Genomic DNA, 23,713 nt, shown 5'->3' on the forward strand with positions numbered 1-23,713 from the left:
CCATCGGACTAGCTCACACCGCCAGGTAGGCGACGGCGTCCAGCATCCGTTCGGCCGCCCCGCGCAGCTCCGCCACCCCCGGTCCGGCCCGCAGCACCTCGCGCGCGACCGCGGGCAGCAGCTGCCCCGGCTCGGCGCCGCCCAGCCCGGCGAGCGCCTCGGGCCGCCCGCCCTGCACCCCGAGGCCTGGCACCAGGACGGGCCCACCCAGGGCGCTGAGATCGGGCGCCTGCAGCACCGTCGCGCCCACGACGACGCCGACGTATCCGGGCCCGGACGGGGTCGCGGACCGATTCACCACGGCCGCCTGGTCGACGACCAGCTGGGCCACCGTGCGGCCGTCGAAGGCGGCCCGCTGCACGGTCGCGCCCTCCGGGTTGGAGGTCGCGGCGAGCACGAACACCCCCCGGTCGTGCGCGGCGGCGGCTTCCAGCAGCGGCCGCAACGACCCGAACCCCAGGTACGGCGTGGCCGTCACCGCGTCGGCGGCCAGCGGCGAATCCCCCGCCCAGGCGGCGGCATAGGCGGCCATCGTCGTTCCGATGTCGCCGCGCTTGGCGTCGGCCAGCACCAGCACGCCGGCCGACCGCAGGGCCGCGATGGTGCGTTCCAGCACCGCGAATCCGGCCGCGCCGTACGCCTCGAAGAACGCCACCTGCGGCTTGACGACGGCGAAGCCGGAGAACGCCTCGATGCAGATGTCGCAGAACGCGGCCAGCCCGTCGGCGGTGGTGGGCAGCCCCCAGGCCCGCAGCAGCTCGGGGTGCGGGTCGATGCCCACGCACAGCGGTCCGCGTTCGGCTTTCGCGTCGCTCAGCCGGACCCCGAAGCCGGTCACCGGGCCCCGTTTCCGGGCAGGCCGCCCTGGCCGATCTGGCTGTGCAGCTCCTGCAGGCTGCGCACGCCGATGTCGCCGCGGATGCCCGCTTCGATGCCCTGCACCGCGGCCGACGCGCCCTGCACCGTAGTGACGCAGGGGATGTTGACCGACACGGCGGCCGAACGGATTTCGTAGCCGTCGATGCGCGGACCGGAATTGCCGTAGGGGGTGTTGATCACCATGTCGACCTCGCCGGCCTTGATCACGTCCACCGCCGACTGCGCCGGCCGCCCCGGCTGCGGGTCCTCGAAGTGCTTGCGCACTTCGTCGCACGGAATCCCGTTGCGGCGCAACATCTCCGCGGTGCCCTCGGTGGCGAGGACGCGGAATCCCAGGTCGGCCAGGCGCTTGACGGGAAACACCAGCGAGCGCTTGTCGCGGTTGGCGACCGACACGAAGATCGTGCCCCGCGCCGGCAGCGACCCGTAGGCGGCGGTCTGGCTCTTGGCGAACGCGCTGCCGAAGTCGCGGTCGATTCCCATCACCTCGCCGGTGGACTTCATTTCCGGGCCGAGCAGCGAATCGATGGCGGCGCCGTCGATGCGGCGGAAGCGGTGGAAGGGCAACACCGCCTCCTTGACGGCGATGGGGGCGTCCAGCGCCGCGTGCGCCCCGTCCCCGGACGCCGCCAGCAGACCCTCCTCGCGAAGCTGGGAGATGCTGGCGCCCAACATGACCCGGGCGCACGCCTTGGCGAGCGGGATCGCGGTGGCCTTGGACACGAACGGCACCGTGCGGCTGGCCCGCGGGTTGGCCTCGAGGACGTAGAGCACGTCGTCCTTGAGCGCGTATTGCACGTTCAGCAGCCCCACCACGCCGATGCCGTGCGCGATGGACTCGGTCGCGCGGCGCACCTTCTCGATGTCGCTGCGGCCCAGCGTGACCGGCGGCAGCGCGCAGGCCGAGTCGCCGGAGTGGATGCCGGCCTCCTCGATGTGCTCCATGATGCCGCCGATGTACACCTCGGTGCCGTCGCAGAGCGCGTCGACGTCGATCTCCACGGCGTCTTCGAGGAAGCGGTCGACCAACACGGGGTGTTCGGGCGAGAGCTCGGTCGCGCGGGTGATGTAGCCCCGCAGCGTCTCCTCGTCGTAGACGATCTCCATGCCGCGACCGCCCAGCACGTAGGACGGGCGCACCAGCACCGGGTATCCGATGTCTTCGGCGATCCGGCGGGCCTGGTCGAAAGTGGTTGCGGTGCCGTACTTCGGCGCCGGCAGGCCGGCCGCGGTCAGCACGTCGCCGAACGCGCCGCGGTCCTCGGCCAGGTCGATGGCTTCCGGCGGGGTGCCGACGATCGGCACGCCGGCGTCGGCGAGGCGTTGCGCCAGCCCGAGCGGGGTTTGACCGCCGAGTTGCACGATCACCCCGACCACCCCCGGCCCGTCCCCGGCCGATTGTTGCTCGGCGCGGAACACCTCCAGGACGTCCTCGAAGGTGAGCGGTTCGAAGTACAGCCGGTCGGCGGTGTCGTAGTCGGTCGACACGGTCTCGGGGTTGCAGTTGACCATCACGGTCTCGAAACCGGCCTGGCTCAACGTCGTTGCCGCGTGCACGCAGCTGTAGTCGAATTCGATGCCCTGCCCGATCCGGTTGGGGCCCGAACCCAGGATCAGCACCTTGGGTTTCTGGGTCTGCGGGGCCACCTCGGTCTCGGCGGCGGGGTCGAGCTCGTAGCTGCTGTAGTGATACGGCGTCTTGGCCTCGAACTCCGCCGCGCAGGTGTCCACGGTCTTGTACACCGGGTGCACGCCGAGGCGCTCGCGCAGCGAGCGCACCCCGTTCTCGCCGGCCAATTCCGGCCGCAGCGCGGCGATCTGGCGGTCCGAAAGCCCGTTGTGCTTGCCGCGCCGCAGCAGGTCGGCGTCGAGGACCGGGGCGGCGATCAGTTCGGCGCGCAGCGTGATCAGCTCGCCGATCTGCGCGACGAACCACGGGTCGACGCCGCTGGCCTCGGCGACGCGTTCCACCGAAGCGCCCAGGCGCAGCGCCAGTTCGATGTCGTAGAGGCGGCCCTCGGTCGGGGTGCGCAGCCGGCTCAGCACCTCCTCGACGTCGCCGTCGGGGTCGGGCTTGGTCCAAAAGCCCGTGCGGCTGGTCTCGAGCGAGCGCATCACCTTGCCCAGCGCCTCGATGAAGTTGCGGCCCAACGACATTGCCTCGCCGACGGATTTCATCGTGGTGGTCAGGGTGGGATCGGCGCCCGGGAATTTCTCGAAGGCGAACCGCGGGGCCTTGACCACCACGTAGTCCAGGGTGGGCTCGAAGCAGGCCGGCGTCTCCTTGGTGATGTCATTGACGATCTCGTCGAGGGTGTAGCCGATGGCCAGCTTGGCGGCGATCTTGGCGATCGGGAAGCCGGTGGCCTTGGACGCCAAGGCGCTTGACCGCGACACCCGGGGGTTCATCTCGATGACGATCAGGCGGCCGTCGGCCGGGTTGATCGCGAACTGGATGTTGCAGCCCCCGGTGTCCACGCCCACCTCGCGCAGGATCGCGATGCCCAGGTCCCGCATCCGCTGGTATTCGCGGTCGGTCAGCGTCATGGCCGGCGCGACGGTGACCGAATCACCGGTGTGCACGCCCATCGGGTCGAAGTTCTCGATCGAGCACACCACGACGACGTTGTCGTTGCCGTCGCGCATCAACTCGAGCTCGAATTCCTTCCAGCCGTAGATCGATTCCTCGATGAGCACGTTGGCACTCGGGCTTTCGGCCAGCCCGGCGCCGGCCATCCGGTCGACCTCCTCGACGGATCGCGCCATCCCCGAACCCAGGCCGCCCATGGTGAAGCTGGGCCGCACCACCACGGGCAGGCCCAGCTCGGAGACCGTCTCGCGGACCTCTTCCATGGTGAAACACACTCGGCTGCGGGCGGATTCACCGCCCACCTTGGCGACGATGTCCTTGAACATCTGCCGGTCCTCGCCGCGCTGGATGGCGTCGAAGTCGGCCCCGATGAGCTCCACGCCGTGGCGCTCCAGCGCCCCGTTCTCGTAGAGCGCGACCGCGGTGTTGAGCGCGGTCTGCCCGCCCAGGGTGGCCAGCAGGGCGTCGATCTTGTTGCCGCGCTCGGCCTGCTGGGCGATCACCTTCTCGACGAATGCGGCGGTGATCGGCTCGACGTAGGTGTGGTCGGCGTACTCCGGGTCGGTCATGATGGTCGCCGGGTTGGAGTTGACCAGGCTGACCTCCAGGCCCTCGGCCCGCAGCACCCGGCAGGCCTGGGTGCCCGAGTAGTCGAACTCGCAGGCCTGACCGATGACGATCGGCCCGGAGCCGATCACCAGGACGTGACGCAAATCGGTGCGACGCGGCACTACCGCCCCTTTCCGCGGTTTGGGTCCGCCATCAACTCGATGAATTGGTCGAACAGGTAATTCGCGTCGTGCGGCCCGGCGGCGGCCTCGGGATGGTATTGGACCGAAAAGGCCCGCCCGTCGGCGAGTTTGACACCCTCGACCACCCCGTCGTTGGCGCACGTGTGGCTGACGATCGCCTGGCCGAACGGCGTGTCGAAGGACTGTCCGGCCTCCCCCTCGAGCGCGAAGCCGTGATTCTGTGCGGTCACCGCCACCCGCCCGGTGGCGTGGTCGATCACCGGGATGTTGATGCCGCGGTGACCGAACACCATCTTGTAGGTGGACAGGCCCAGCGCGCGGCCCAGGATCTGGTTGCCGAAACAGATGCCGAACAACGGGATTCCGGCGCCCAGCACCTCGCGGGTCACCGCCACGATGTGGTCGGCGGTGGCGGGGTCGCCCGGGCCGTTGGACAGGAACACGCCGTCCGGTTTGATGTCGGCGATCTGCCGGTAGGTCGCCGAGGACGCCAGCACGTGGGTGCGGATGCCGCGGCGGGCGAAGTTGCGCGGCGTGTTGGTCTTGATGCCCAGGTCCAGCGCGGCCACCGTAAACCGGGGCTCCCCTTCGGGTTCCACGATGTAGGTGTCCGGCGTGCTGACCTCTCCGGCCAGGTCGGCGCCCAGCATGGACTGCTGGCCCCGCACCCGCTGCAACAGCTCGTCGGGGTCGGCGAGCGCGTCCCCGGAGAACACGCCGGCCTTCATCGAGCCGCGGGTGCGCAGGTGCCGCACCACCGCCCGGGTGTCGATGCCGGCGATCCCGACGACGTGCTGGCGGATCAGTTCGTCCTCCAGGGTGCCGGTGGCCCGCCAGTTGGACGGGCGCGGCGAGGGATCGCGCACCGCGTAGCCGGCGACCCAGATCTTGTCGCCGCGGCTCTCGGCGTCCTCGCCGTTCCAGCCGGTGTTGCCGATCTGCGGCGCGGTGGCCACCACGATCTGGCGGTGGTAACTGGGATCGGTCAGCGTCTCCTGGTAACCGGACATGCCGGTGGAAAACACGGCCTCGCCCAGTGTTTGGCCGATCTTGCCGAACGGGGTGCCGGTGAAGACGCGGCCGTCTTCGAGTACCAATAGGGCCTTACTGCTCACGCGACCTCATTCTCCTGGCCATCCCGTTCCTCCAGCCACGGGTCGTAGTCATGGCGGTGATCCGCCCGGAAACCGGTGTCGATCTCGACGCCCGACGGCAGCCGCCAGCGGATCGCCAGAATGCCGATCCGGGCCGGCCTGACCGCCATTCCGCGCTCCATGCGGATGGCCGTGATCGAGTCCTGTGGAATCCAAATCGGGTGGGCCCGCAGGCGTTCCACCATGATGCCCCCGGCGTAGCGGGTCAGCACCGCTTTGCTGCGGTAACCGAGATCGCCCGCCGCGATCCGCTCGTTCCAGCCCGGCGCCATCATGGACCCGCAATAGTGGCCGCGGGTGGTGATGCTCGCCGCACCGACCTGGTCCGGGATCCGCGGCAGGTCGCCGATCAGCTCCGCCTGCCGCTGCGCGCGGCGCTGCCAGCTGCGCATCATCAGCTGGATCACCACCGTGATCACCACCACCAGCACGGCCGCGAAGATCAGCGACCCCACCAGCGTGCCCGAATTCATGCCGGGCACTTCCCGTCTCGGCAGGTGACCTTGCCGCGCAGCAGGGTCGCGGTCACGGTGGCGGGCAGGGTCATCGCTTCGTAGGGCGTGTTGGCCGACCGGCTGGCCAGGTCGGGCCCGGCGACGGTCCAGGAGGCGTCGGGGTCCACCACGGTCAGGTTGGCCGGCTCCCCCACTTCCAGCGGCCGGCCGTGATCGGGCAGACCCACGATGCGCGCGGGGTTCTCGCTCATCACCCGGGCGAGGCCACGCCAGGTCAGCAGCCCCGGGATGACCATCGTCTGCACGACGATCGACAGCGCCGTCTGCAGTCCCAGCATGCCGGGCCGCGCCGCGGAGAACTCCACGCACTTCTCGTGCTCGGCGTGCGGGGCGTGATCGGTGGCCACGCAGTCGATGACGCCGTCGGCCAGCGCCTCGCGCAGCGCCACCGCGTCGGCGGCCTCGCGCAGCGGCGGGTTGACGCGGTTACGCCCGTCGTAGCTGGACAGCCGGCTGTCGTCGAGCATCAGGTGGTGCGGGGTGACCTCGGCGGTGATCGAAATCCCTTGATCCTTAGCCCATTTCACGATCTCGACGGTGCCCGCGGTGGAGGCGTGGCAGATGTGCACGCGGGCGCCGGCGTCGCGCGCCAGCAGCGCGTCACGGGCGACGATGGATTCCTCGGCGGCCCGCGGCCATCCGGACAGGCCCAGCCGGGCGGCGGTGGGTCCCTCGTGGGCGACGGCGCCGACGGTCAGCCGGGGCTCCTCGGCGTGCTGGGCGACGAGCACGCCCAGCCCGGTGGCGTACTCGAGGGCGCGGCGCATCACCAGCGGATCGTGCACGCAGATGCCGTCGTCGGAGAACATCCGCACCTGCGCGGCCCCGGCGGCCATCATGCCCATCTCGGTGAGCTCCTTGCCGGCCAGCCCGACGGTGACGGCGCCCACCGGGTGCACGTCCACCAGGCCGACCTCCTGGCCCCGATGCCAGACGTGGTCGGTGACCACCGGGCTGTCGGCGACCGGGTTGGTGTTGGCCATCGCGAACACCGCCGTGTAGCCGCCCAAAGCCGCGGCGGCCGAACCGGTTTCGATGTCTTCGGCGTATTCGCGGCCCGGCTCGCGCAGGTGGGTGTGCAGGTCGACGAACCCCGGCAGCAGCACCTGGCCCGTCGCGTCGATCACGTCGGCCGTGTCGGGGATGTGCAATCCCGGGCCGATCTCGGCGATCTGACCGTCCTCGGCCAGGACGTCGACGCGGTCGCCTTCGCCGTACAGCCGAACCCCGCGCAGCAACACGCTCATGCGGCCCCCTCGCTTCCGGCCGACTCGGTACCCACCAGCACGTGGAACAGCACCGCCATCCGCACGTGCACACCATTGGAAACCTGTTGCAGCACGGCCGATTGCGACGAATCGGCCACCGATGACGCGATCTCCATGCCGCGCAGCATCGGCCCGGGGTGCAGCACCACGGCGTGCCCGGGCAGCATCGCCTGGCGGCGATCGGACAGCCCGTACAGGGACGAGTATTCGCGCACCGACGGGAAGAAGCCGCCGTTCATCCGCTCGGCCTGCACGCGCAGCATCAGCACCGCGTCGGCGGCGGGCAGCTCGGCGTCGAAGTCGTTCGACACCGTCACCGGCCAGCCGTCGACGCCGACCGGCAGCAGCGTCGGCGGTGCCACCAGCACCACTTCGGCGCCCAGGGTGTGCAGCAGCATGACGTTGGAGCGGGCGACCCGGCTGTGCAGGACGTCGCCGACGATCACGACCCGCCGGCCCTCGATGCCGCCGAGCCGCTGGCGGATGGTGAGCGCGTCCAGCAGCGCCTGCGTCGGGTGCTCATGGGTGCCGTCGCCGGCGTTGATCACCGAGGGGCCGGAATCGCCGTCGGCGCATGTCCATTCGGCAAGCAGGTGCGCGGCCCCCGACGCCGGGTGCCGGATGATCAGCGCGTCGGCCCCGGCGGCCCGCAGCGTCAGCGCGGTGTCGCGCAGCGACTCGCCCTTGCCCACCGACGATCCGGCGGCGCTGACGTTGATCACGTCGGCGCTCATCCACTTGCCGGCCACCTCGAAGGACACCCGGGTGCGGGTCGAGTTCTCGTAGAACATCGTCACGATGGTGCGGCCGCGCAGCGTCGGCAGTTTCTTGATCTCGCGGCCGACCAGCGCCTGGGCGAAGCGGTCGGCATCGTCGAGGATGGCGGTGGCGTCGTCGAGGCTCAGGTCGCCGGCGGCAAGCAGGTGGCGGGTCATCGCGAGATCACCACCCCGTCGTCACCGTCGCTCTCCCGCAACAACACGTGCACGCTCTCGCTGCGTGAGGTGGGGACGTTCTTGCCCACGTAGTCGGCGCGCAGCGGCAGTTCGCGGTGGCCCCGGTCGACCAGCACCGCCAGCTGCACCACCCGGGGGCGGCCGACGTCGCGCAGCGCGTCCAGGGCGGAGCGCACCGAGCGGCCGGAGTAGAGCACGTCGTCGACCAGGATCACCAAGGCGTCGTCGATGCCGCCGGCCGGGATCGAGGTGGCTTCCAGCGGCCGGGGTGGTTTTTGCATCAGGTCGTCGCGGTACAGGGTGATGTCCAAAGCACCCCAGGCGACGTTGGAGGGAGAGCCGCCGCTGTATTCGCCGATGTTGCCGGCCAGGCGTTCGGCCAGGATCACGCCGCGAGTGGGAATACCCAGCAGCACGACCCGCGGAGCGTCGGGGCCGTCGAGGGCCGTCTTTTCGATGATCTGGTGTGCGATACGGGAAATGGTGCGGCCCACGTCGGCCGCCGACATCAATTCCCGGGAATCACTGCCTGAGCGCGTGTCGCCCGCAGCACCCATACGAAACTTGACCTCCTTCTCCGCCTCACCGGACGGATCGTTAAAGGATGTCGACTGCACGGCAGCGTAGCACTAATTTCGGGGGCGGCGGCGCCGGCCGCGTGTGGCGCGCATCGCTCCCCGGTCGCGCTCGTCACACCCGTCCCACGAGTCTCTTCGGGGAGGGACACGATGTGTGCCCACCTCACAGCGACAAGTTGCCGGGCGGCACCGCCGCGGCCCGGCACCGCCGCGGCCGGCACCGCCACGGCCCGGCACCGCCGCTGCCGGCACCGCCACGGCCCGCGGTCCCGGCCCGTTGTCGCTCGGAGGCGGGCAAAACACCTATCGCTTCGCCCAGTGACGCGTGGGAGGAGAATTGGACGGTCCGTCGGCGCGCGTTGCGCCGCGTCCGCGCGCGGCGGCGCCGGTCGCGCGGCGGCGCCGGCCCGCTAACCTGACCGGGTGAATCGCTCGACCCTTGACGGCAACGCGGCCTCCGTCCGCGAGGTGTGCGACGCCGGCCTGCTTGCCGGCGCGGTGACGGTGGTATGGCAGCGCGGAGAACTGCTGCAGGTCAACGAGATCGGCTACCGCGACGTGGACGCGGGCCTGCCGATGCAGCGGGACACGCTGTTTCGCATCGCGTCGATGACGAAGCCGGTGACGGTCGCGACGATCATGAGCCTGGTCGACGAGGGCAAGCTGACGCTCAAGGATCCGGTCGTGCGCTGGGCGCCGGAGCTGGCCGGCGTGCGGGTGCTCGACGATCCGCATGGCCCGTTGGACCGCACCCACCCGGTGAACCGCGCCATCCTCATCGAGGACCTACTCACCCATACCAGCGGCCTGGCGTACGGATTCTCGGTGTCCGGCCCGATCGCCAAGGCCTACATGCGGCTGCCGTTCAATCAGGGCCCGGACGCGTGGCTGGCCGAGCTGGCCAAGCTGCCGCTGGTGCACCAACCCGGCGAGCGGGTCACCTACAGCCACTCCATCGACCTGCTGGGCGTCATAGCTTCCCGCATCGACGGCAAGCCGTTCCATCAGGTTCTCGACGAACGGATCCTGGGTCCGGCGGGCATGACCGACACCGGGTTCTTCGTCACCGCCGAGGCGCGGCGCCGCGCGGCGACCATGTACCGGCTCACCAACGAGCACCAGCTGCAGCACGGCGTGATGGGCCCGCCGCACCTCACGCCGCCGTCGTTCTGCAATGCCGGCGGCGGGTTGTGGTCGAGCGCCGACGATTACCTGCGCTTCGTGCGGATGCTGCTCGGCGGCGGAACGATCGACGGTGTGCGGGTGCTCTCGGAGGAGTCCGTGCGGCTGATGCGCACCGACCGGCTGACCGACGAGCAGAAGCGGCACAACTTCCTGGGCGCGCCGTATTGGGTCGGCCGCGGCTTCGGGCTGAACCTGTCGGTGGTGACCGATCCGGCAAAAAGCACACCGCTGTTCGGACCCGGCGGCGTCGGCACGTTCAGCTGGCCCGGCGCCTACGGAACCTGGTGGCAGGCCGATCCCACCGCGGATCTGATCCTGATCTACCTCATCCAGAATCTGCCGGACCTGACCGTCGACGCGGCCACGGCCGTCGCGGGCAACACGTCGCTGGCCAAACTCCGCACGGCCCAACCGAGATTCGTCCGCAACACCTACCGCGCGCTCGGCCTCTAAAGGGCGCATCGCCATGCCCGACTACCCACCCGACCGCATCAACGGGCCGCGGCTGACCCTGCGCCTGCCCACGCTCGACGACGCCGGGCCGCTGTTCCAGCGGGTCGCGCGCGATCCGCAGGTCACCAAGTATCTGCTGTGGGCACCGCATCCCGACGTCGCGGCGACGCGGCGGGTGATCACCGAAAAGCTCAACGCGGCCGCCGACGAGAAGACCTGGGTGATCGAACTGCGGCACCGCGGCGAGGTCGTCGGGCTGGCCAGCTGCCGGCGCACGGCGGCGCACTCGGTCGAGATCGGCTACTGCCTGGGCCGGCGGTGGTGGGGCAAGGGCCTGATGTCGGAGGTGCTCGGCATGCTGCTCACCGCGCTCGACGCCGATCGCGACGTGTATCGGGTCTGGGCCACCTGCAGCGTCGACAACGAACGCTCGGCGCGCCTGCTCGAGCACGCGGGCTTCTTCCTGGAGGGCCGGCTGGCCCGGCACGCCGTCTACCCCACCATGGGACCCGAGCCGCAGGACAGCCTGCTCTACGCCAAGATCCTGCGCTGACTAGCCGCTGCGCAGCGAACCGTCGTGCTCCAGCGCCCGGCGCGCGTAGGCGCGCACGTCGGCGTCGCTGTCCTTGAGCGCGATCCCGAGCGCGGCGCGGGCGTCGGGTTCGGCCGCCCAGCGCGTCAGGCTGAGCACAGCCGCCTTGCGCACGTCCAGGTGCGCGTCGCTGAGCGCCTCGGACAGCTGGGGAACCGCGAAATCCGCCGCCGCGCCGGCCAGCGCGCGCGCCGCGCCCTCGCGCACCTGCCAGGCCGGGGCCCGTAGCGCCTGCGTGACGGCGACGTAATCGTCGTGGCCGCAACCTATCTCACCCAGCGCGGCGAGGCCGGCGGCGCGGACCAACGGGTCGGTGTCGGCGACCAGCCCGCGCACCGCTGCGCTAGCGGGGGCTGCCACCGCCGCTAGCGTCGCCAACCCGGCGGCCGCAGCGATCCGGACCTCCCGGTTCTCGTCGCCGGCGGCGTCGACGACGCCCTGCACGTCGTCGACGGAAACCAGCGCGCGCACCGCCTCGATGCGCACCCGATGATCGGCGTCGGCGAGGGCGCGGCGGTAGTGGGCGCCGTCACCGGCGCGGCGTGCCGCCAGCACGTACAGCGCCGCCGCCCGCACCACGCGGTCGGCCGAATCCAGGTATTCCCGGGCCTTTTCGGGCTCGGGCAGCACCTCGACCAGTTCGCGGATCCCGTCGGCGCCGGTGTGGCGCACGGCCGCGTCGTCGTCGCCCAGCGCCGCCAACAGCGCGGGGGCGTACCCGTCGGGGATGTGCTCGGTCAGCGTGGCCACCGCGGTGCGGCGCACGCCGGGATCGGGGTCGGCGAGGTAGCGCGCCAGGTCGGCGACCGTCGGCTCCTCGAGCGCCAGCACCTCGGCGATGCGGGGCGAGGGCGGCTCGAAAGCCGTTGTCGCCGGGGCGATTCGGGACACGGCCGTGGCGGTCGCCTGGCCGCCGATCAGCGGCGGCTCCTCCACCGGGTACACGGTCCGGTCGGTGGGCGGCAGGCCGTCCAGCTCCGGGACCGGCACGAAGTACGGCGCCACCGGCCGCTTGAGGAACACCATCTCGCCGCCGGCGTCTTTGCGAAGGTTGAGGTGGTAGCCCCACTGGGCGTCGTCGCGGCCGGGCAGATCGGCGCGGTCGTGATAGAGGCCCCACCGCGATTCGGTGCGGGTGTGCGAGGATCGGGCGGCCATCTCGGCGCAGTCCCGGATGAACGACACCTCCACCGCGCGCATCAGCTCGTGCGGGTTGCGGGCGCCCATCTCGGCGATCTCCTCGCTCATCCGCTCGAAGGTGCGGATCGCGAGCGACAGTTTGGCCGCCGTCTTGGGCGGGGCGACATAGTCGTTGACGAAGCGGCGCAGCTTGTATTCGACCTGCGGCTGCGGCGGCCCGTCGGGGTGGCGCAGCGGCCGGTAGATCAGCTCGTGCGCCTCGCGCACCTGGTCGGACGGAAGCCGTTGCGGCGCGGCGACGTCGGCCAGGGTGGACGCGGCGTGCGTGCCGGCGAGGTCGCCGAACACGAACGCCCCGATCATGTAGTTGTGCGGGACGCAGGCCATGTCCCCGGCGGCGTACAGGCCGGGCACCGTGGTGCGGGCCTGCTCGTCGACCCACACGCCGGACGCGGAATGCCCACTGCACAAACCGATCTCGGAGATGTGCATCTCGATGTCGTGGGTGCGGTAGTCGTGGCCCCGGTTGGCGTGGAACGTGCCCCGGGTGGGCCGTTCGGTGGTGTGCAGGATGTTTTCCAGCGCCGTCAGCGTCTCGTCGGACAGATGCGTCACCTTGAGATAGATGGGCCCGCGCGCGGAGTCGATCTCGCTTTTGACCTCGGCCATCATCTGCCCCGACCAGTAGTCGGAGTCCACGAACCGCTCGCCGTGCGCGTTGACCTGGTATCCGCCAAAGGGATTGGCCACGTACGCGCATGCCGGCCCGTTGTAGTCCTTGATCAGCGGGTTGACCTGGAAGCATTCGATGCCCGACAGCTCGGCGCCCGCGTGGTAGGCCATCGAGTAGCCGTCCCCGGCGTTGGTCGGGTTCTCGTACGTGCCGTACAGGTAGCCCGACGCGGGCAGCCCGAGCCGGCCGCACGCCCCGGTCGCCAGGATGACCGCCTTGGCGCCGACGGTGACGAACTCGCCGCTGCGCGTGTTCAGCGCCGCGGCGCCCACCGCACGGCCGCCATCCACCAGCACCCGCACCGGCATCAGCCGGTTCTCGATCCGGATCTTCTCGCGCATCGACCGTTGCCTCAGCACCCGGTACAGCGCCTTTTTCACGTCCTTGCCCTCGGGCATCGGCAGCACGTAGGACCCCGAGCGGTGCACCCGGCGCACGGCGTATTCACCGTGCTCGTTCTTCTCGAACTTCACCCCGTAGCGCTCCAGACGCTGCACCATCGCGAACCCGCGGGTCGCGGTCTGATAGATGGTGCGCTGGTTGACGATTCCGTCGTTGGCGCGGGTGATCTCGGCGACGTAGTCCTCGGGTTCGGCCTTGCCGGGGATCACCGCGTTGTTGACGCCGTCCATGCCCATCGCCAGGGCGCCCGAGTGCCGCACGTGGGCCTTCTCCAGCAACAGCACCTGCGCGCCGTTCTCGGCGGCGGACAGCGCCGCCATGGTGCCGGCGGTCCCGCCGCCGATGACCAGGACGTCACAGTCGAGCCGCACCGGAGCCGCCGGGTCGGGAATCTGCATCATGGGACCTCCGCGTGGTTCAGCGCGGCGATGATCTGCGCGCGCAACTCCTGCTGTGGCCGGTCGCTGCGCGGCTCCGGCACCTCGATCGAGGCACGCACGGGCTCACCGGCGCGGCCCAGCACCACGATGCGGTCGCCGAGCGCCAGCGCCTCATCGACGTCGTGGGTGACGAAAACGATCGTGGTCGGGTGGGTGCGCCAGGTGTCGATCAGCAGCCGCTGCATGGCGGCCCGCGTCTGGGTGTCCAGCGCGCCGAACGGCTCGTCCATCATCACCGCCCGGGGCGCCCCGGCCAGGCCCCGCGCGAGCTGGACGCGCTGGCGCATCCCGCCGGACAGGCTCTTGGGCAAATAGTTGCCGAACCCGGTGAGCCCGAGTTCGTCGATCCAGCGTTCGGCCGCGGCGCGCCGGCCGGCCCGGGGTGCGCCGCGCAGGCGCAGCGCCAATTCGATGTTGGACCGGACGGTGCGCCAGGGCAGTAATGCGTTGTCCTGGAACACCATTCCCCGGTCGCCCGAGGTGGTTTCGACGGGGTCGCCGTCGGCCAGCACGCGGCCGCCGTCGGGTGAAAGCAGGCCGGCCAGGGCGCGCAGCACGGTCGACTTGCCGCAGCCCGACGGCCCGGTCAGCACCAGGATCTCCCCCGGCCGCACCACCAGGCTCAGGTCGTCGATCACCGCAGGACCGTTGTAGGACAAGCGAACCCGGTCCAGCTCGAGGCCCATCCCGGTCTTGGTCGCGGTCATCGTGCGCCCTCCTGGGCGCGCGGCAGCCAGCGGGTCACGCGGCGGCCCACCAATTCGACGGCCGCCGATGTCACGAATCCCAGCACGCCGATGGTGATGATGCCGACGAACACCCGGGGATAGGCCAGCACGGTGTAGTCCTGCCAGGTGCGGTAGCCGACGCCCAGGCGCCCGGAGATCATCTCGGCGGAGATCACGCAGATCCAGGCCACGCCCATGCCGACGGACAACCCGCCGAACACACCCGGCAGGATGCCGGGCAGCACCACCTGGGTGAGCACCTGCCAGCGGCCGCCGCCGAGCGTGCGCACCGAGTCCTCCCACAGGGTGGGCAGCGCGCGCACGGCGTGCCGGGTGGAGACCATGATCGGGAAATAGGCCGCCAGGAACGTGATGAACACGATGCCGGCCTCGTCGGTCGGGAACAGCAGGATGGCCACCGGCACCATGGCGATGGCCGGGATGGGCCGGGCCAGCTCCACCAGCGGCCCGAACACGTCGGCGAACAACCGCGAGCGGCCCAGCAGCACACCGGTCGCGACGCCGACGACGGCGGCCAGGCCGAACCCCGTCAGGATGCGGATCAGCGACTGCGCCAGGTCGAGCCAGTACTCGCCGGTGCCGAGCCGGCGGTGCAGCGCGTTGACGATCTCGGTGACGGTGGGCAGCGTGTCGAACCGCAGCAGCAGCCGCACCTTGTCCGCGGTGAGCAACTGCCACACCCCGATCGCGGCGGCCACCGACGCCAGCCGCAGCAGCCGAGATTGCCACCGCGCCGCGATCCGCCGCGGCCGCGCCACCGCGGGCGTCGAGACGACGCCGAGGACTTGATCGGCCACCACTTGGGCAGTCATACCGAACCTCCCAGTGCCTCTTGGTAATCCATGGCGACACCGCGCGGGTGACCGGCGAGGTACCGGTTCGCCCCGGCCGGGGTGCCGAACGGCAGGTAGTTCTGCCCGTCTTTGACCCAGAACGCCTTGTCGGCGAACCAGCGGGTGCCGAGTTCGGCGTCGGGAACGTAGGCGGCGCGGACCTTGGCTCCGTGGCTGACCGCGTCCCGCACGGCCTGCAGCAGCGCGGTCGGGGTCGCGACCGTCTGCGTGGCGTCGGCCCCGTCCAGCCACAGCTCGCTGGCCAGCGCGGGGTCGCCGCGCAGCGCCGACGGGTTGGCGGTGCGCGCCCGCGACGCCGCATAGTCGAGGCCGCGGGCGGTGAACACCGCGCGCAGCGGTTCGTCCACGACGAACTTCGCCACATCGAGATCGGCGAAGTCACCGATCGACTTCAGGTACGGCACATCGCTTTTCAGCGCCTCGACCAGCGACGGCTTCAGCGTGGTGTCGAACGATGTGCCCCCGGGACCGTTGTAGAGGTAGACGACCTCCTGGGGCAGCCCGCTTTCCTTGGCCACGATGCGGGCGGCCTGCAGCGGCTTGTCGTTGATGAAATCGGTGGCGTCCAACTGCGCCTGCAGGAAGGCGCCCAGCACCTCCGGGTGCGCCGACGCGTAGGAGCGGCGCACCACCACACCGTGCAGGGTGGGCAGGTTCAGCTCGGCCCCGTCGTAGAGCAGCTTGGCCTTGCCCTGATAGACCAGCAGCCCCGGCCAGGCGACGAATTGCGAAAGCGCCTGTACCTGACCGGATTCCAGCGCCGACGCCCCGACCTGCGGTTGCTGGTTGAGCACCTCGACGCCGGTGACGCCGGCCCTGCCCAGCGCGCGCACCAGGGTGCCGTGGCCGGCCGACCCGACGCTGGCGGAGACCTTGGTGCCGGCGAGGTCGGCCAGGCCCTTGGCGCGCGAATCCGGGGTCACCACCACCATGTTGAGGGCGCCCTTGGGGTTGTAGCCGGTGATGGAGACGATCTCGGTGCGGGCCAACGGGTTAGCCTGCGTCTTGGAGCCGTTGATCAGCATCGGATAGTCGCCCATCGAGCCGATGTCGATCTTCTCGGCGAGCATCTGCGCGGTGATCGGGGCGCCGGTGTCGTAATCCTGCCACCGCACCGCGTATTTGGTGCCGGTGCGGGTGGTGATGTCGGCAAGGCGGCGTTCGAAGTAGCCCTGTGCGCGCAGCAGCGTGCCCGCGGTGACGGTGTTGATGGTCTTGGACTGGTATCCCACCACCACGTTGACCACGCCGGATGACTGCGACAGGGATTCCAGCGAGCACCCGGAGAGCAGCGCGGCGATCGCGATCATCACCGACGCCGGCCAGACGGCGTGTCGTTTCATCGAAGAATCCTGGGGATAAACGCTTTTCAGCGAAGGAGATAGGGCATGTTGACGGTGACGGCGCCAGTCGGACAGCGGGCCGCGCAGGGGCCGCAGTACCAGCATTCGTCGACATGCATGAAGGCCTTGCCGGTGTCGGGGTTGATGGCCAGCGCGTCGAGCGGGCAGACCTCCACGCACAGCGTGCAGCCGTCGATGCACAGCGACTCGTCGATCGTCACCGGCACGTCCGCGCGCGTGTTGTTGATCAGCGTCATGGGTTGCTCCTCGTTTCGGCTCGGACAAGATTGCCGCGCATGGTGATTCGGTCCCCGCGCATCCGGATGTACTCGAGGTCGACGGGGGTGCCGTCGGCGAGGCTGGTGAGGCGCTCGAGCATCAGCAGCGCCGCGCCGTCGGGCACCTGCAGCGTGGCCGCCGAGTGCGCGTCGGCGGGGATGGCCTCGAGTGCCAACGCCGCCGAGCCCAGCCGCTGCCCGCTGACCTCCTCGATGAGCGCGAACAGGTCGTCGGTTTCCAGGGGATGGTTCAGGACCTGGGCGCCGATGTCCGGGGCGAGGTAGGTGAGGTCCAGGCTGAGCGGCAGGTCCCCGAGGTAGCGCAGCCGCTCGACGAACACCGCCTGCTCCCCCGGTTTCAGCCGCAACCGACGGGCCACCGACGGCGGCGCGGTGACAGGCATGGCCGCCCGCACCTCGTTGCGCACCTCGCCGAGATCCTTGAACGTTTCCTTCAGGCCCAGCAGCGCGTCGAGCCCGTGGGCGTACTTGCGCTGCGCGACGTGGGTGCCGACCCTGGGCCCGCGGTCGATCAGCCCCTCGTGCTTGAGGACGGTCAGCGCTTCGCGAACGGTGTTGCGCGAGACCGAGAACTCGGCGGCCAGATCGAGTTCGGCCGGCAGGCCGTCCGGGTAGGCGTCGGCGTGGATCTGCTGGCGCAACACGTCGGCGACCCGGCGGGCGCGGCTGGCCCGCGAGCCTTGAACATCCCCGACGGGTACTGGTTGCGCCACGCCGCCACGCTAACGCAGCTCAGGGGCCCTTTCCGGGCCGCCGGGCAGCGTCGGCGACGGCGCCCGGCCGCATTGCGCCGGGTCCCGTTCACACCCGACCAGCGAAAACCTCGGCCCGACGCGCCATTGCGCCACCTGCGGCGATCCGCAGGTGTTGCGATCTGGATGAGCAGAACCCGACGCGCGCGTCACGTGTTGTCGGCGACCGACGGCACCGCCGGGGCGCCGTTGCGCGCCCCGTTCATGCCGGAGGCGTCTGCGGGCAGCTCGAACGCCGCGGTCACCGAGCCCACCGCGGCCGCCGCGGCGTTGCGTTGCGCTTCCATGCGCGCCAGCGCCGTCTCGGTGAAGACCGACAGCCCCAAATCGGGGTTGTAGCCGTGGATTTCCTTGACGTCGAGCTGGGCCAGGAAGTAGACGATCTCCTTGGAGACCACCTGGCCGGGCACCAGCACCGGGAAGCCCGGGGGGTAGGGCACCACGAACGTCGTCGACACCAGCGTCTTGCCCTCGGCCAGCCGCCGGCCCGCCATGCCGATCAGCACGTGCTCGCGATCGGCCTCTTCGTATCCGGCGTAGAACGCCGACCGCATGTCGCCGAAGTTGCATTCGTCGACGGGCCGGAACGCGACGTCGAACTCGCTGAAGTCGGGCAGGTGCGGCAGGTCCTCGGTGATCTCCTCGACGTGGCGCTGCTGCAGCGCCCGGTCCGCCACGCTCGCCGCCTTTTCGGTGCGGTCGAAATCGATTGCCACCCTTCGCAACACGTCGAGCAGGTAGTGCACGCTCGACCAGGTGACGCCGATCGTGAAGATCAACAACACGCTGTTGATCGACGTCTTGTTGATCTGGATGCCGAACCGCTCCATCAGGATCTTCTCGCGGAAGTCGTAACCGTTCATCCCGGTCGCGCCGACGAACAGGGTCACCCGCGTCGCGTCCAGCACGAACTGGTCGGAGCGCCACGCCTCGTTCCATTCGGCGAGCGCGCCCTGCCTGACCTCGCGGTACGAACTGACCGACGACTCCCGGAATTCCTCGGGCACCAAATCGGATTCGTCGAGGATGCGGAACCACTTGCTGATCAGCCGGTCCTTGCGGACCCGGTGCCGGAAGACCAGCGCCATGTCGTAGACCTGCCGGACCAGTTGGAAACCCTCGATGTCGACCTGGCGGCGGGCGAGGTCCAGCGACGCGAGGAGCTGCTGATTCGGTGAGGTCGACGTGTGGGTCAAAAACGCCTCCCCGAACGCGTCGCGGGTGAGCGCGTTGAAATCCTGGTCACGGACGTGGATCATCGACGCCTGCCGCAGCGCCGACAGCGATTTGTGCGTGGAGTGCGTCGCGTAGACGCGGACCCGCGCGCTCGCCGGATCGGGCATCAGCTCACGCTCGATCCACTCCGACCGGTCGACCCCGTCCATCGACGCGGCCCATTTCCGGTATTCCTCAACGTATTCCGGCGATGCCAGCATGTGCTCGAGGCGTTCGGCGGCCACCATCGCGGTCCGCTGCCGCGCCCACGGCACCGCCGTGGCAAAGGCGTACCACGCCTCGTCCCACAGAAAGCAGATGTCCGGCTTGATCGCCAGCACCTCCTGCATGACCTGCAGCGGGTTGTAGACGACGCCGTCGAACGTGCAGTTGGTCAACAGCAGCATCCGCACGCGGTCCAGTTGTCCCGCCGCCTCCAGGTCCAGCAGCGTCTGCTTGATGGTGCGCAGCGACACCGCCCCGTAGATCGCGAACTGCGGCAGCGGATAGGCGTCCAAATAGAGCGGGTAGGCGCCGGCCAGCACCAGCCCGTAGTGGTGCGACTTGTGGCAGTTGCGGTCGATCAGCACGATGTCGCCGGGCCGGGTCAGCGACTGCACGACGATCTTGTTGGCGGTCGACGTCCCATTGGTGACGAAGTAGGTGTGGTCGGCGTTCCACGTTTTCGCGGCCTTGTCCATCGCCTTCTTGATGTTGCCGTGCGGGTCGAGCAGCGAGTCCAGACCGCCGGAGGTGGTGGAGGTTTCGGCCATGAAGATGTTGCGGCCGTAGAACTCCCCCATGTCCTGCAGCGACCTGGAGTTGAAGATGCTGGCGCCGCGCGCGACGGGCAGCGCATGGAACTGGCCGACCGGCGCCGCCGCATACGCCCGCAGCGCGTCGAAAAACGGTGTGGCATAACGGTTTCGCAGCCCGGCGAGCACCGTGCTGTGCAGATCGGTGACGTCGTTGAGCCGGTAGAACGTCCGGTCGTAGACGTCGGGCTCGCTGTCGTCGCCGGCCGCGATCGACTCGTCGGTGAGCAGGTACAGGTCGATGTGGGGCCGCAGCTCCCTGATCCATTCGCCGCACTCCACCCAGTCGTTGGCGCGGTCGGGGATGACGCCGTCCGCGTCCTCGTTGGGCCCGAGCAGCGTGTTCATCAGCGGCAGCCGGTCACGCGAGCGCAGCGGCAGGTCGTCGCGGATGATCGCGGCCTGGATCTCCCCGTTCAAAGCGACGGCGGTGATCGCGTCCTCGACGCTGGGGACGACCAGGATCTCGAACTGCACATCGTCGGACGGGCAACGCAGGGCCCGCAGGCATTCGGCCAGGCTGTCCGGCGCCGTGCTGGGGGCGTCGTCGGCGAGCAACACGGTGTAGAAGTGCTGCTGTTTGGCCTGCGCCACCAGCTCCTGGTCATCCAGTGGCGCCGAGGTGTCGAAAAGGCCTGCGCGGTCGCCGTATTCGCTCAGCAGCCGCACGGCCAGGGAGACCTCTTCGGTGAGCCGCACCGTGGACAGGCTCTCCAGGTGCGCGCGGAAGACCGCCAGGTTTTCCGCGCCCGGGTACAGCCAGTAGCGCTCGTAGGCGGCGATCCGGTCCATCAAACGCTTCACCCGGGCCACGTCGTGGGTTTTGTCCAAGCCGGCGAGATCCACCTCGGCGAGGTGGCGGCACGCGTCGTCGAGCAGGTTCCAGGTGTCGACCCGGGCGTAGGACGGGTTGGCCACCGCCGCCAGCGCGGAGACTCGAAGTCGTCGCGGCTGGGTGCTGTATCGGATCATGACCTCACCTGTTCTTCTCGGATCGCCGCCGCTGCAGTCCAACTCGTATTGTCAACCCGCCGCGCCCCGACCGTGGCCGTTTCACCTGAGCTTGATCAGCGATCCGGCTCGTCACCACCTTCGATCATCCGCCGGTTTGCCCGGGCGTCCGCCCACCGCAGCACGGGCAGCTCCCGGCTACGGGCCGGCAGGTCGGTGACGTCGCTGAGCGCTCGCACCACGCCCTGCGTCAGGCCCATGATCGCGGCCATCACCGGCAGCAGCGGCTGCAGCGGCCGGGCCGCCGAACGCACCGTGCTGATGCGGCGGGCGACGGCCACCCGTTCGACGCAGTGATACAGCCACGCGCCCACCCCCAGCGCGAAGATCGAGAGCACCGAGGCGACGATGGTCCACCCGTAGGCGGCGCACACCACGGCACCCACCACCACCGCCGCGGCCAGCACGGCCGCAACGACCAGGCGCAGCTCCAACCGGCTCATGGCTGCGGTCCGTGGTCCTCCGCTGTGCCGGGGGCGTCGGAACCCGCCGCGCCCCGAACGGCCTGGGCGGCCGCCCTGATCTGCGGGGTGACCAGCATGACGTGGCCGAGCACCCCGTTGACGAAGCCCGGCGAGTCGTCGGTGGACAGCTCCTTGGCCAGCTGGACGGCCTCGTCGACGGCGACCGGCTCCGGCACGTCGTCGGCGTAGAGCAGCTCCCACACCGCGACCCGCAGGACGGCGCGGTCCACGGCGGGCAGCCGGTCCAGCGTCCAGCCCTGCAGATGCGAGCTGATCAGGTCGTCGATGTGTGCGGCGTGTTCGCCGACGCCCCGCGCCACCGCCGCCGTATACGGCTGCAGGGGCGCGATTTCGGGGTTCGCCTCGGCGAGCCCGGTGCGGACGTCGACCACCTCCGCGGGGCTCAATCCGCGCGCCTCGGCTTCGAACAACAGGTCGACGGCGCGCTTGCGAGCCTGATGTCGCCCTTTAACGGGCCGGCTCACGCGTTGACACGTCCCAGATAGCTGCCGTCGCGGGTGTCCACCTTCAGCTTGTCCCCGGTGTTGATGAACAGCGGCACCTGAATCTCGGCCCCGGTTTCCACGGTGGCGGGTTTGGTGCCGGCGCTGGACCGGTCGCCCTGCAGGCCGGGCTCGGTGTGGGTGACCTCCATCTCGACCGACACCGGCAGCTCGATGTAGAGCGGCGCCCCGTTGTGGAACGCCACCTGCACCGGCAGACCCTCGAGCAGGAACCGGGCGGCGTCGCCGACCAGCGACTCCGGCAGCGGATGCTGCTCGTAGTCCTGGCTGTCCATGAACACGAAGTCCGAGCCGTCGCGGTACAGGTAGGTGGTGTCGCGCCGGTCCACGGTCGCGGTTTCCACCTTCACCCCGGCGTTGTACGTCTTGTCGACGACCTTGCCTGACAGCACATTCTTCAGCTTGGTGCGCACGAACGCCGGGCCCTTGCCGGGTTTGACATGCTGGAACTCGACGATCTGCCACAGCTGGCCGTCGATCACCAGCACCAGTCCATTCTTGAAATCGGCAGTGCTTGCCACGGTTCGGTACGTCTCCTCGGGGATGGACAGTCGTCTGCGGAACTGTCTGTGACTTGTCGGCCAGTTTAGAGTGCTCGCCGGCGCGGGCCCGCGGCCCGGGGTCGGGGGCGCTGACGGGTGGAACGTGTCAGCGGTGGGCGTGTTGTCCGTCGACCCGGGATGATTCCTCGTGCGACGCCAACGGCTTGATCATCGTCAACAGCGGGACGCGCAGCGTCACCCCGCTGGCGAACGGCAGCCGCACGGCGAAATAGACGATGTCCATCTCCAGCCGTGTCTCGCGTAGGGGCTGGGCGTACATGTCCCACCGGAAATCCCGCAGGCGCGCCAACCCCCGTGCCACCCCGTTCACGCCCCCGACCTTACTCGGGCGCGCAACCCCCCGAGCTAGGAGAGAACGGCCAGCTCCTTGGGGAATTTGGTCAGCAGTTCCGGGGCCTGCGCGCGGCCCTCTTCCGGCACCACCAGGGTGTCCTCGATGCGGACGCCGCCGCGGCCGGGCAGGTAGACGCCGGGTTCCACGGTCACCACGGACTCGCCCAGCAAGGTGCCGGTGGACGTGGCGCCGATGCCCGGCGCCTCGTGGATCGCCAGCCCCACGCCATGACCCAGGCTGTGGCTGAACTGCTCGCCGTAGCCGGCGTCGGCGATCACCTGGCGGGCCGCGGCGTCCACCCCGCGCAGGTCGGCGCCGGCGCGCAGCGCCTCCCGGCCGGCCCGCTGGGAGTCGGCGACCAATTGGTAGATCTCCAGCTGCCAGTCGGCGGCCTTGCCGAGCACGAACGTGCGGGTCATGTCGGAGTGGTAGCCGCCGACCAGCGCGCCGAAGTCGATCTTGACGAAATCACCGGCCGCCAGCGCGGCGTCGGTGGGGCGATGATGCGGGATCGCCGAGTTCGGCCCCGCGGCCACGATGGTCTCGAACGAGATCGCGTCGGCGCCGTGGTCGAGCATCAGGGCCTCGAGCTCCCTGCTGACCTCGCGTTCGGTGCGGCCGGGCCGCAGCCCGCCGCGCGCCACCAGGTCGGTGAGCGCGGCGTCGGCCGCCTCGCAGGCCAGGCGCAGCAGGGCGACCTCACCGGCGTCCTTGACCTCGCGCAACGCCTCGACGGTTCCGGCGGCCTTCACCAGTTCGGTGGGCGCCTTCCGGTCGTTCAGCTCGCCGGTCAGGGCGTCGAATCCGTCGACGGTCACCACGTTGCTCTCGAAACCCAGCTTTCGCGCGCCCGCCTCGGCGGCCTGCCCGACCAGGTGGCGCCCCAGCGCGCGCTCGATAGCGACCTCCAAGTCCGGCGCCTGCTCGGCGGCCTGGGTGCGGTACCGGCCGTCGGTCGCCAGCAGGGGGCTTCGATCGTCGGCGAACACCAGCAACGCGCCGTTGGACCCGGTGAATCCGGAGAGATAACGGACATTGACCAGGTCCGTGACCAGCAGCGCGTCCAATCCGCTGGTCTGCAGCCGCGCTCTGAGCCTGTCTCGACGCTGTGAATGTGTCACGGGTCTTGACGGTACTCGCTACGCTTTTGGGC

The 23,713-nt window shown here is 70.0% G+C and carries 21 protein-coding genes; 2 read left to right on the forward strand and 19 right to left on the reverse strand.

Annotated features, from left to right (window positions below):
• Window positions 1-13: 13 nt before the first annotated feature.
• The 7 genes from pyrF to pyrR are packed head-to-tail and all read right to left on the reverse strand — an operon-like array spanning window position 14 to window position 8,671.
• Window positions 14-838 carry an orotidine-5'-phosphate decarboxylase gene (pyrF, locus tag K883_RS24320; RefSeq protein WP_008258199.1) on the reverse strand — a complete coding sequence of 275 codons (825 nt, stop codon included), beginning with the start codon at window positions 836-838 and terminating at the stop codon, window positions 14-16.
• Complete coding sequence (gene carB, locus K883_RS24325; RefSeq protein WP_036456070.1) at window positions 835-4,200, reverse strand: carbamoyl-phosphate synthase large subunit; 3,366 nt, start codon at window positions 4,198-4,200, stop codon at window positions 835-837. Before carB ends, pyrF begins: the two co-directional genes overlap by 4 nt.
• Window positions 4,200-5,336 (reverse strand): glutamine-hydrolyzing carbamoyl-phosphate synthase small subunit, encoded by a 1,137-nt coding sequence (gene carA / locus K883_RS24330; RefSeq protein WP_036456072.1) that lies wholly within the window; start codon window positions 5,334-5,336, stop codon window positions 4,200-4,202. Before carA ends, carB begins: the two co-directional genes overlap by 1 nt.
• Window positions 5,333-5,848, reverse strand: coding sequence for a PH-like domain-containing protein (locus K883_RS24335; RefSeq protein WP_036456195.1), 516 nt, complete (start codon window positions 5,846-5,848; stop codon window positions 5,333-5,335). Before K883_RS24335 ends, carA begins: the two co-directional genes overlap by 4 nt.
• Window positions 5,845-7,137, reverse strand: a complete 1,293-nt coding sequence (locus K883_RS24340) for a dihydroorotase (protein WP_036456073.1) — start codon at window positions 7,135-7,137, stop codon at window positions 5,845-5,847. Before K883_RS24340 ends, K883_RS24335 begins: the two co-directional genes overlap by 4 nt.
• On the reverse strand, window positions 7,134-8,093 hold the full coding sequence (locus tag K883_RS24345) for an aspartate carbamoyltransferase catalytic subunit (protein WP_036456075.1): 960 nt from the start codon (window positions 8,091-8,093) through the stop codon (window positions 7,134-7,136). Before K883_RS24345 ends, K883_RS24340 begins: the two co-directional genes overlap by 4 nt.
• On the reverse strand, window positions 8,090-8,671 hold the full coding sequence (gene pyrR / locus K883_RS24350) for a bifunctional pyr operon transcriptional regulator/uracil phosphoribosyltransferase PyrR (protein ID WP_036456077.1): 582 nt from the start codon (window positions 8,669-8,671) through the stop codon (window positions 8,090-8,092). Before pyrR ends, K883_RS24345 begins: the two co-directional genes overlap by 4 nt.
• A gap of 444 nt (window positions 8,672-9,115) precedes the next feature.
• Here pyrR and K883_RS24355 point away from each other — a divergent pair, with 444 nt between their 5' ends.
• Complete coding sequence (locus K883_RS24355) at window positions 9,116-10,330, forward strand: serine hydrolase domain-containing protein (protein WP_036456079.1); 1,215 nt, start codon at window positions 9,116-9,118, stop codon at window positions 10,328-10,330.
• A 13-nt stretch (window positions 10,331-10,343) separates the two neighbouring features.
• A complete protein-coding gene (locus K883_RS24360; protein ID WP_036456081.1) occupies window positions 10,344-10,883 on the forward strand; it encodes a GNAT family N-acetyltransferase in 540 nt (179 codons plus the stop codon).
• Here the strand turns inward: K883_RS24360 and K883_RS24365 are convergent, their stop codons facing one another.
• The 12 genes from K883_RS24365 to K883_RS24415 all read right to left on the reverse strand — a co-directional run bounded on the left by K883_RS24365 (window position 10,884) and on the right by K883_RS24415 (window position 23,681).
• Complete coding sequence (locus K883_RS24365; protein ID WP_081914408.1) at window positions 10,884-13,598, reverse strand: fumarate reductase/succinate dehydrogenase flavoprotein subunit; 2,715 nt, start codon at window positions 13,596-13,598, stop codon at window positions 10,884-10,886.
• On the reverse strand, window positions 13,595-14,344 hold the full coding sequence (locus tag K883_RS24370; protein ID WP_036456083.1) for an ABC transporter ATP-binding protein: 750 nt from the start codon (window positions 14,342-14,344) through the stop codon (window positions 13,595-13,597). The genes K883_RS24365 and K883_RS24370 overlap by 4 nt, the downstream gene beginning before the upstream one ends.
• Window positions 14,341-15,198: an ABC transporter permease gene (locus K883_RS24375; protein ID WP_026071322.1), complete on the reverse strand. Its 858-nt coding sequence runs from the start codon at window positions 15,196-15,198 to the stop codon at window positions 14,341-14,343. The genes K883_RS24370 and K883_RS24375 overlap by 4 nt, the downstream gene beginning before the upstream one ends.
• Window positions 15,195-16,583, reverse strand: a complete 1,389-nt coding sequence (locus K883_RS24380; RefSeq protein WP_020822983.1) for an ABC transporter substrate-binding protein — start codon at window positions 16,581-16,583, stop codon at window positions 15,195-15,197. Before K883_RS24380 ends, K883_RS24375 begins: the two co-directional genes overlap by 4 nt.
• Window positions 16,584-16,609: 26 nt before the next feature.
• On the reverse strand, window positions 16,610-16,840 hold the full coding sequence (locus K883_RS24385; RefSeq protein WP_008258228.1) for a 4Fe-4S dicluster domain-containing protein: 231 nt from the start codon (window positions 16,838-16,840) through the stop codon (window positions 16,610-16,612).
• Window positions 16,837-17,595, reverse strand: coding sequence for a GntR family transcriptional regulator (locus tag K883_RS24390; RefSeq protein WP_036456085.1), 759 nt, complete (start codon window positions 17,593-17,595; stop codon window positions 16,837-16,839). Before K883_RS24390 ends, K883_RS24385 begins: the two co-directional genes overlap by 4 nt.
• Window positions 17,596-17,783: 188 nt before the next feature.
• Window positions 17,784-20,636, reverse strand: coding sequence for an aminotransferase class I/II-fold pyridoxal phosphate-dependent enzyme (locus K883_RS24395; protein ID WP_020822985.1), 2,853 nt, complete (start codon window positions 20,634-20,636; stop codon window positions 17,784-17,786).
• Between the two features lie 95 nt (window positions 20,637-20,731).
• The gene (locus tag K883_RS24400; RefSeq protein WP_020822986.1) at window positions 20,732-21,118 is read right to left on the reverse strand and encodes a hypothetical protein; all 387 of its coding nucleotides are present in this window, start codon (window positions 21,116-21,118) and stop codon (window positions 20,732-20,734) included.
• A complete protein-coding gene (nusB, locus tag K883_RS24405) occupies window positions 21,115-21,624 on the reverse strand; it encodes a transcription antitermination factor NusB (RefSeq protein ID WP_020822987.1) in 510 nt (169 codons plus the stop codon). Before nusB ends, K883_RS24400 begins: the two co-directional genes overlap by 4 nt.
• The gene (efp, locus tag K883_RS24410; RefSeq protein ID WP_007171952.1) at window positions 21,621-22,184 is read right to left on the reverse strand and encodes an elongation factor P; all 564 of its coding nucleotides are present in this window, start codon (window positions 22,182-22,184) and stop codon (window positions 21,621-21,623) included. Before efp ends, nusB begins: the two co-directional genes overlap by 4 nt.
• 127 nt (window positions 22,185-22,311) lie before the next feature.
• Entirely contained in the window at window positions 22,312-22,536 is a 225-nt protein-coding gene (locus K883_RS27710; RefSeq protein WP_131820975.1) for a hypothetical protein, read from the reverse strand.
• A gap of 35 nt (window positions 22,537-22,571) precedes the next feature.
• Window positions 22,572-23,681, reverse strand: coding sequence for a M24 family metallopeptidase (locus tag K883_RS24415; RefSeq protein ID WP_036456087.1), 1,110 nt, complete (start codon window positions 23,679-23,681; stop codon window positions 22,572-22,574).
• Between the last annotated feature and the right edge of the window lie 32 nt (window positions 23,682-23,713).

This window comes from Mycobacterium sp. TKK-01-0059 (assembly GCF_000709305.1).
Taxonomy (GTDB): Bacteria; Actinomycetota; Actinomycetes; order Mycobacteriales; family Mycobacteriaceae; genus Mycobacterium; species Mycobacterium intracellulare.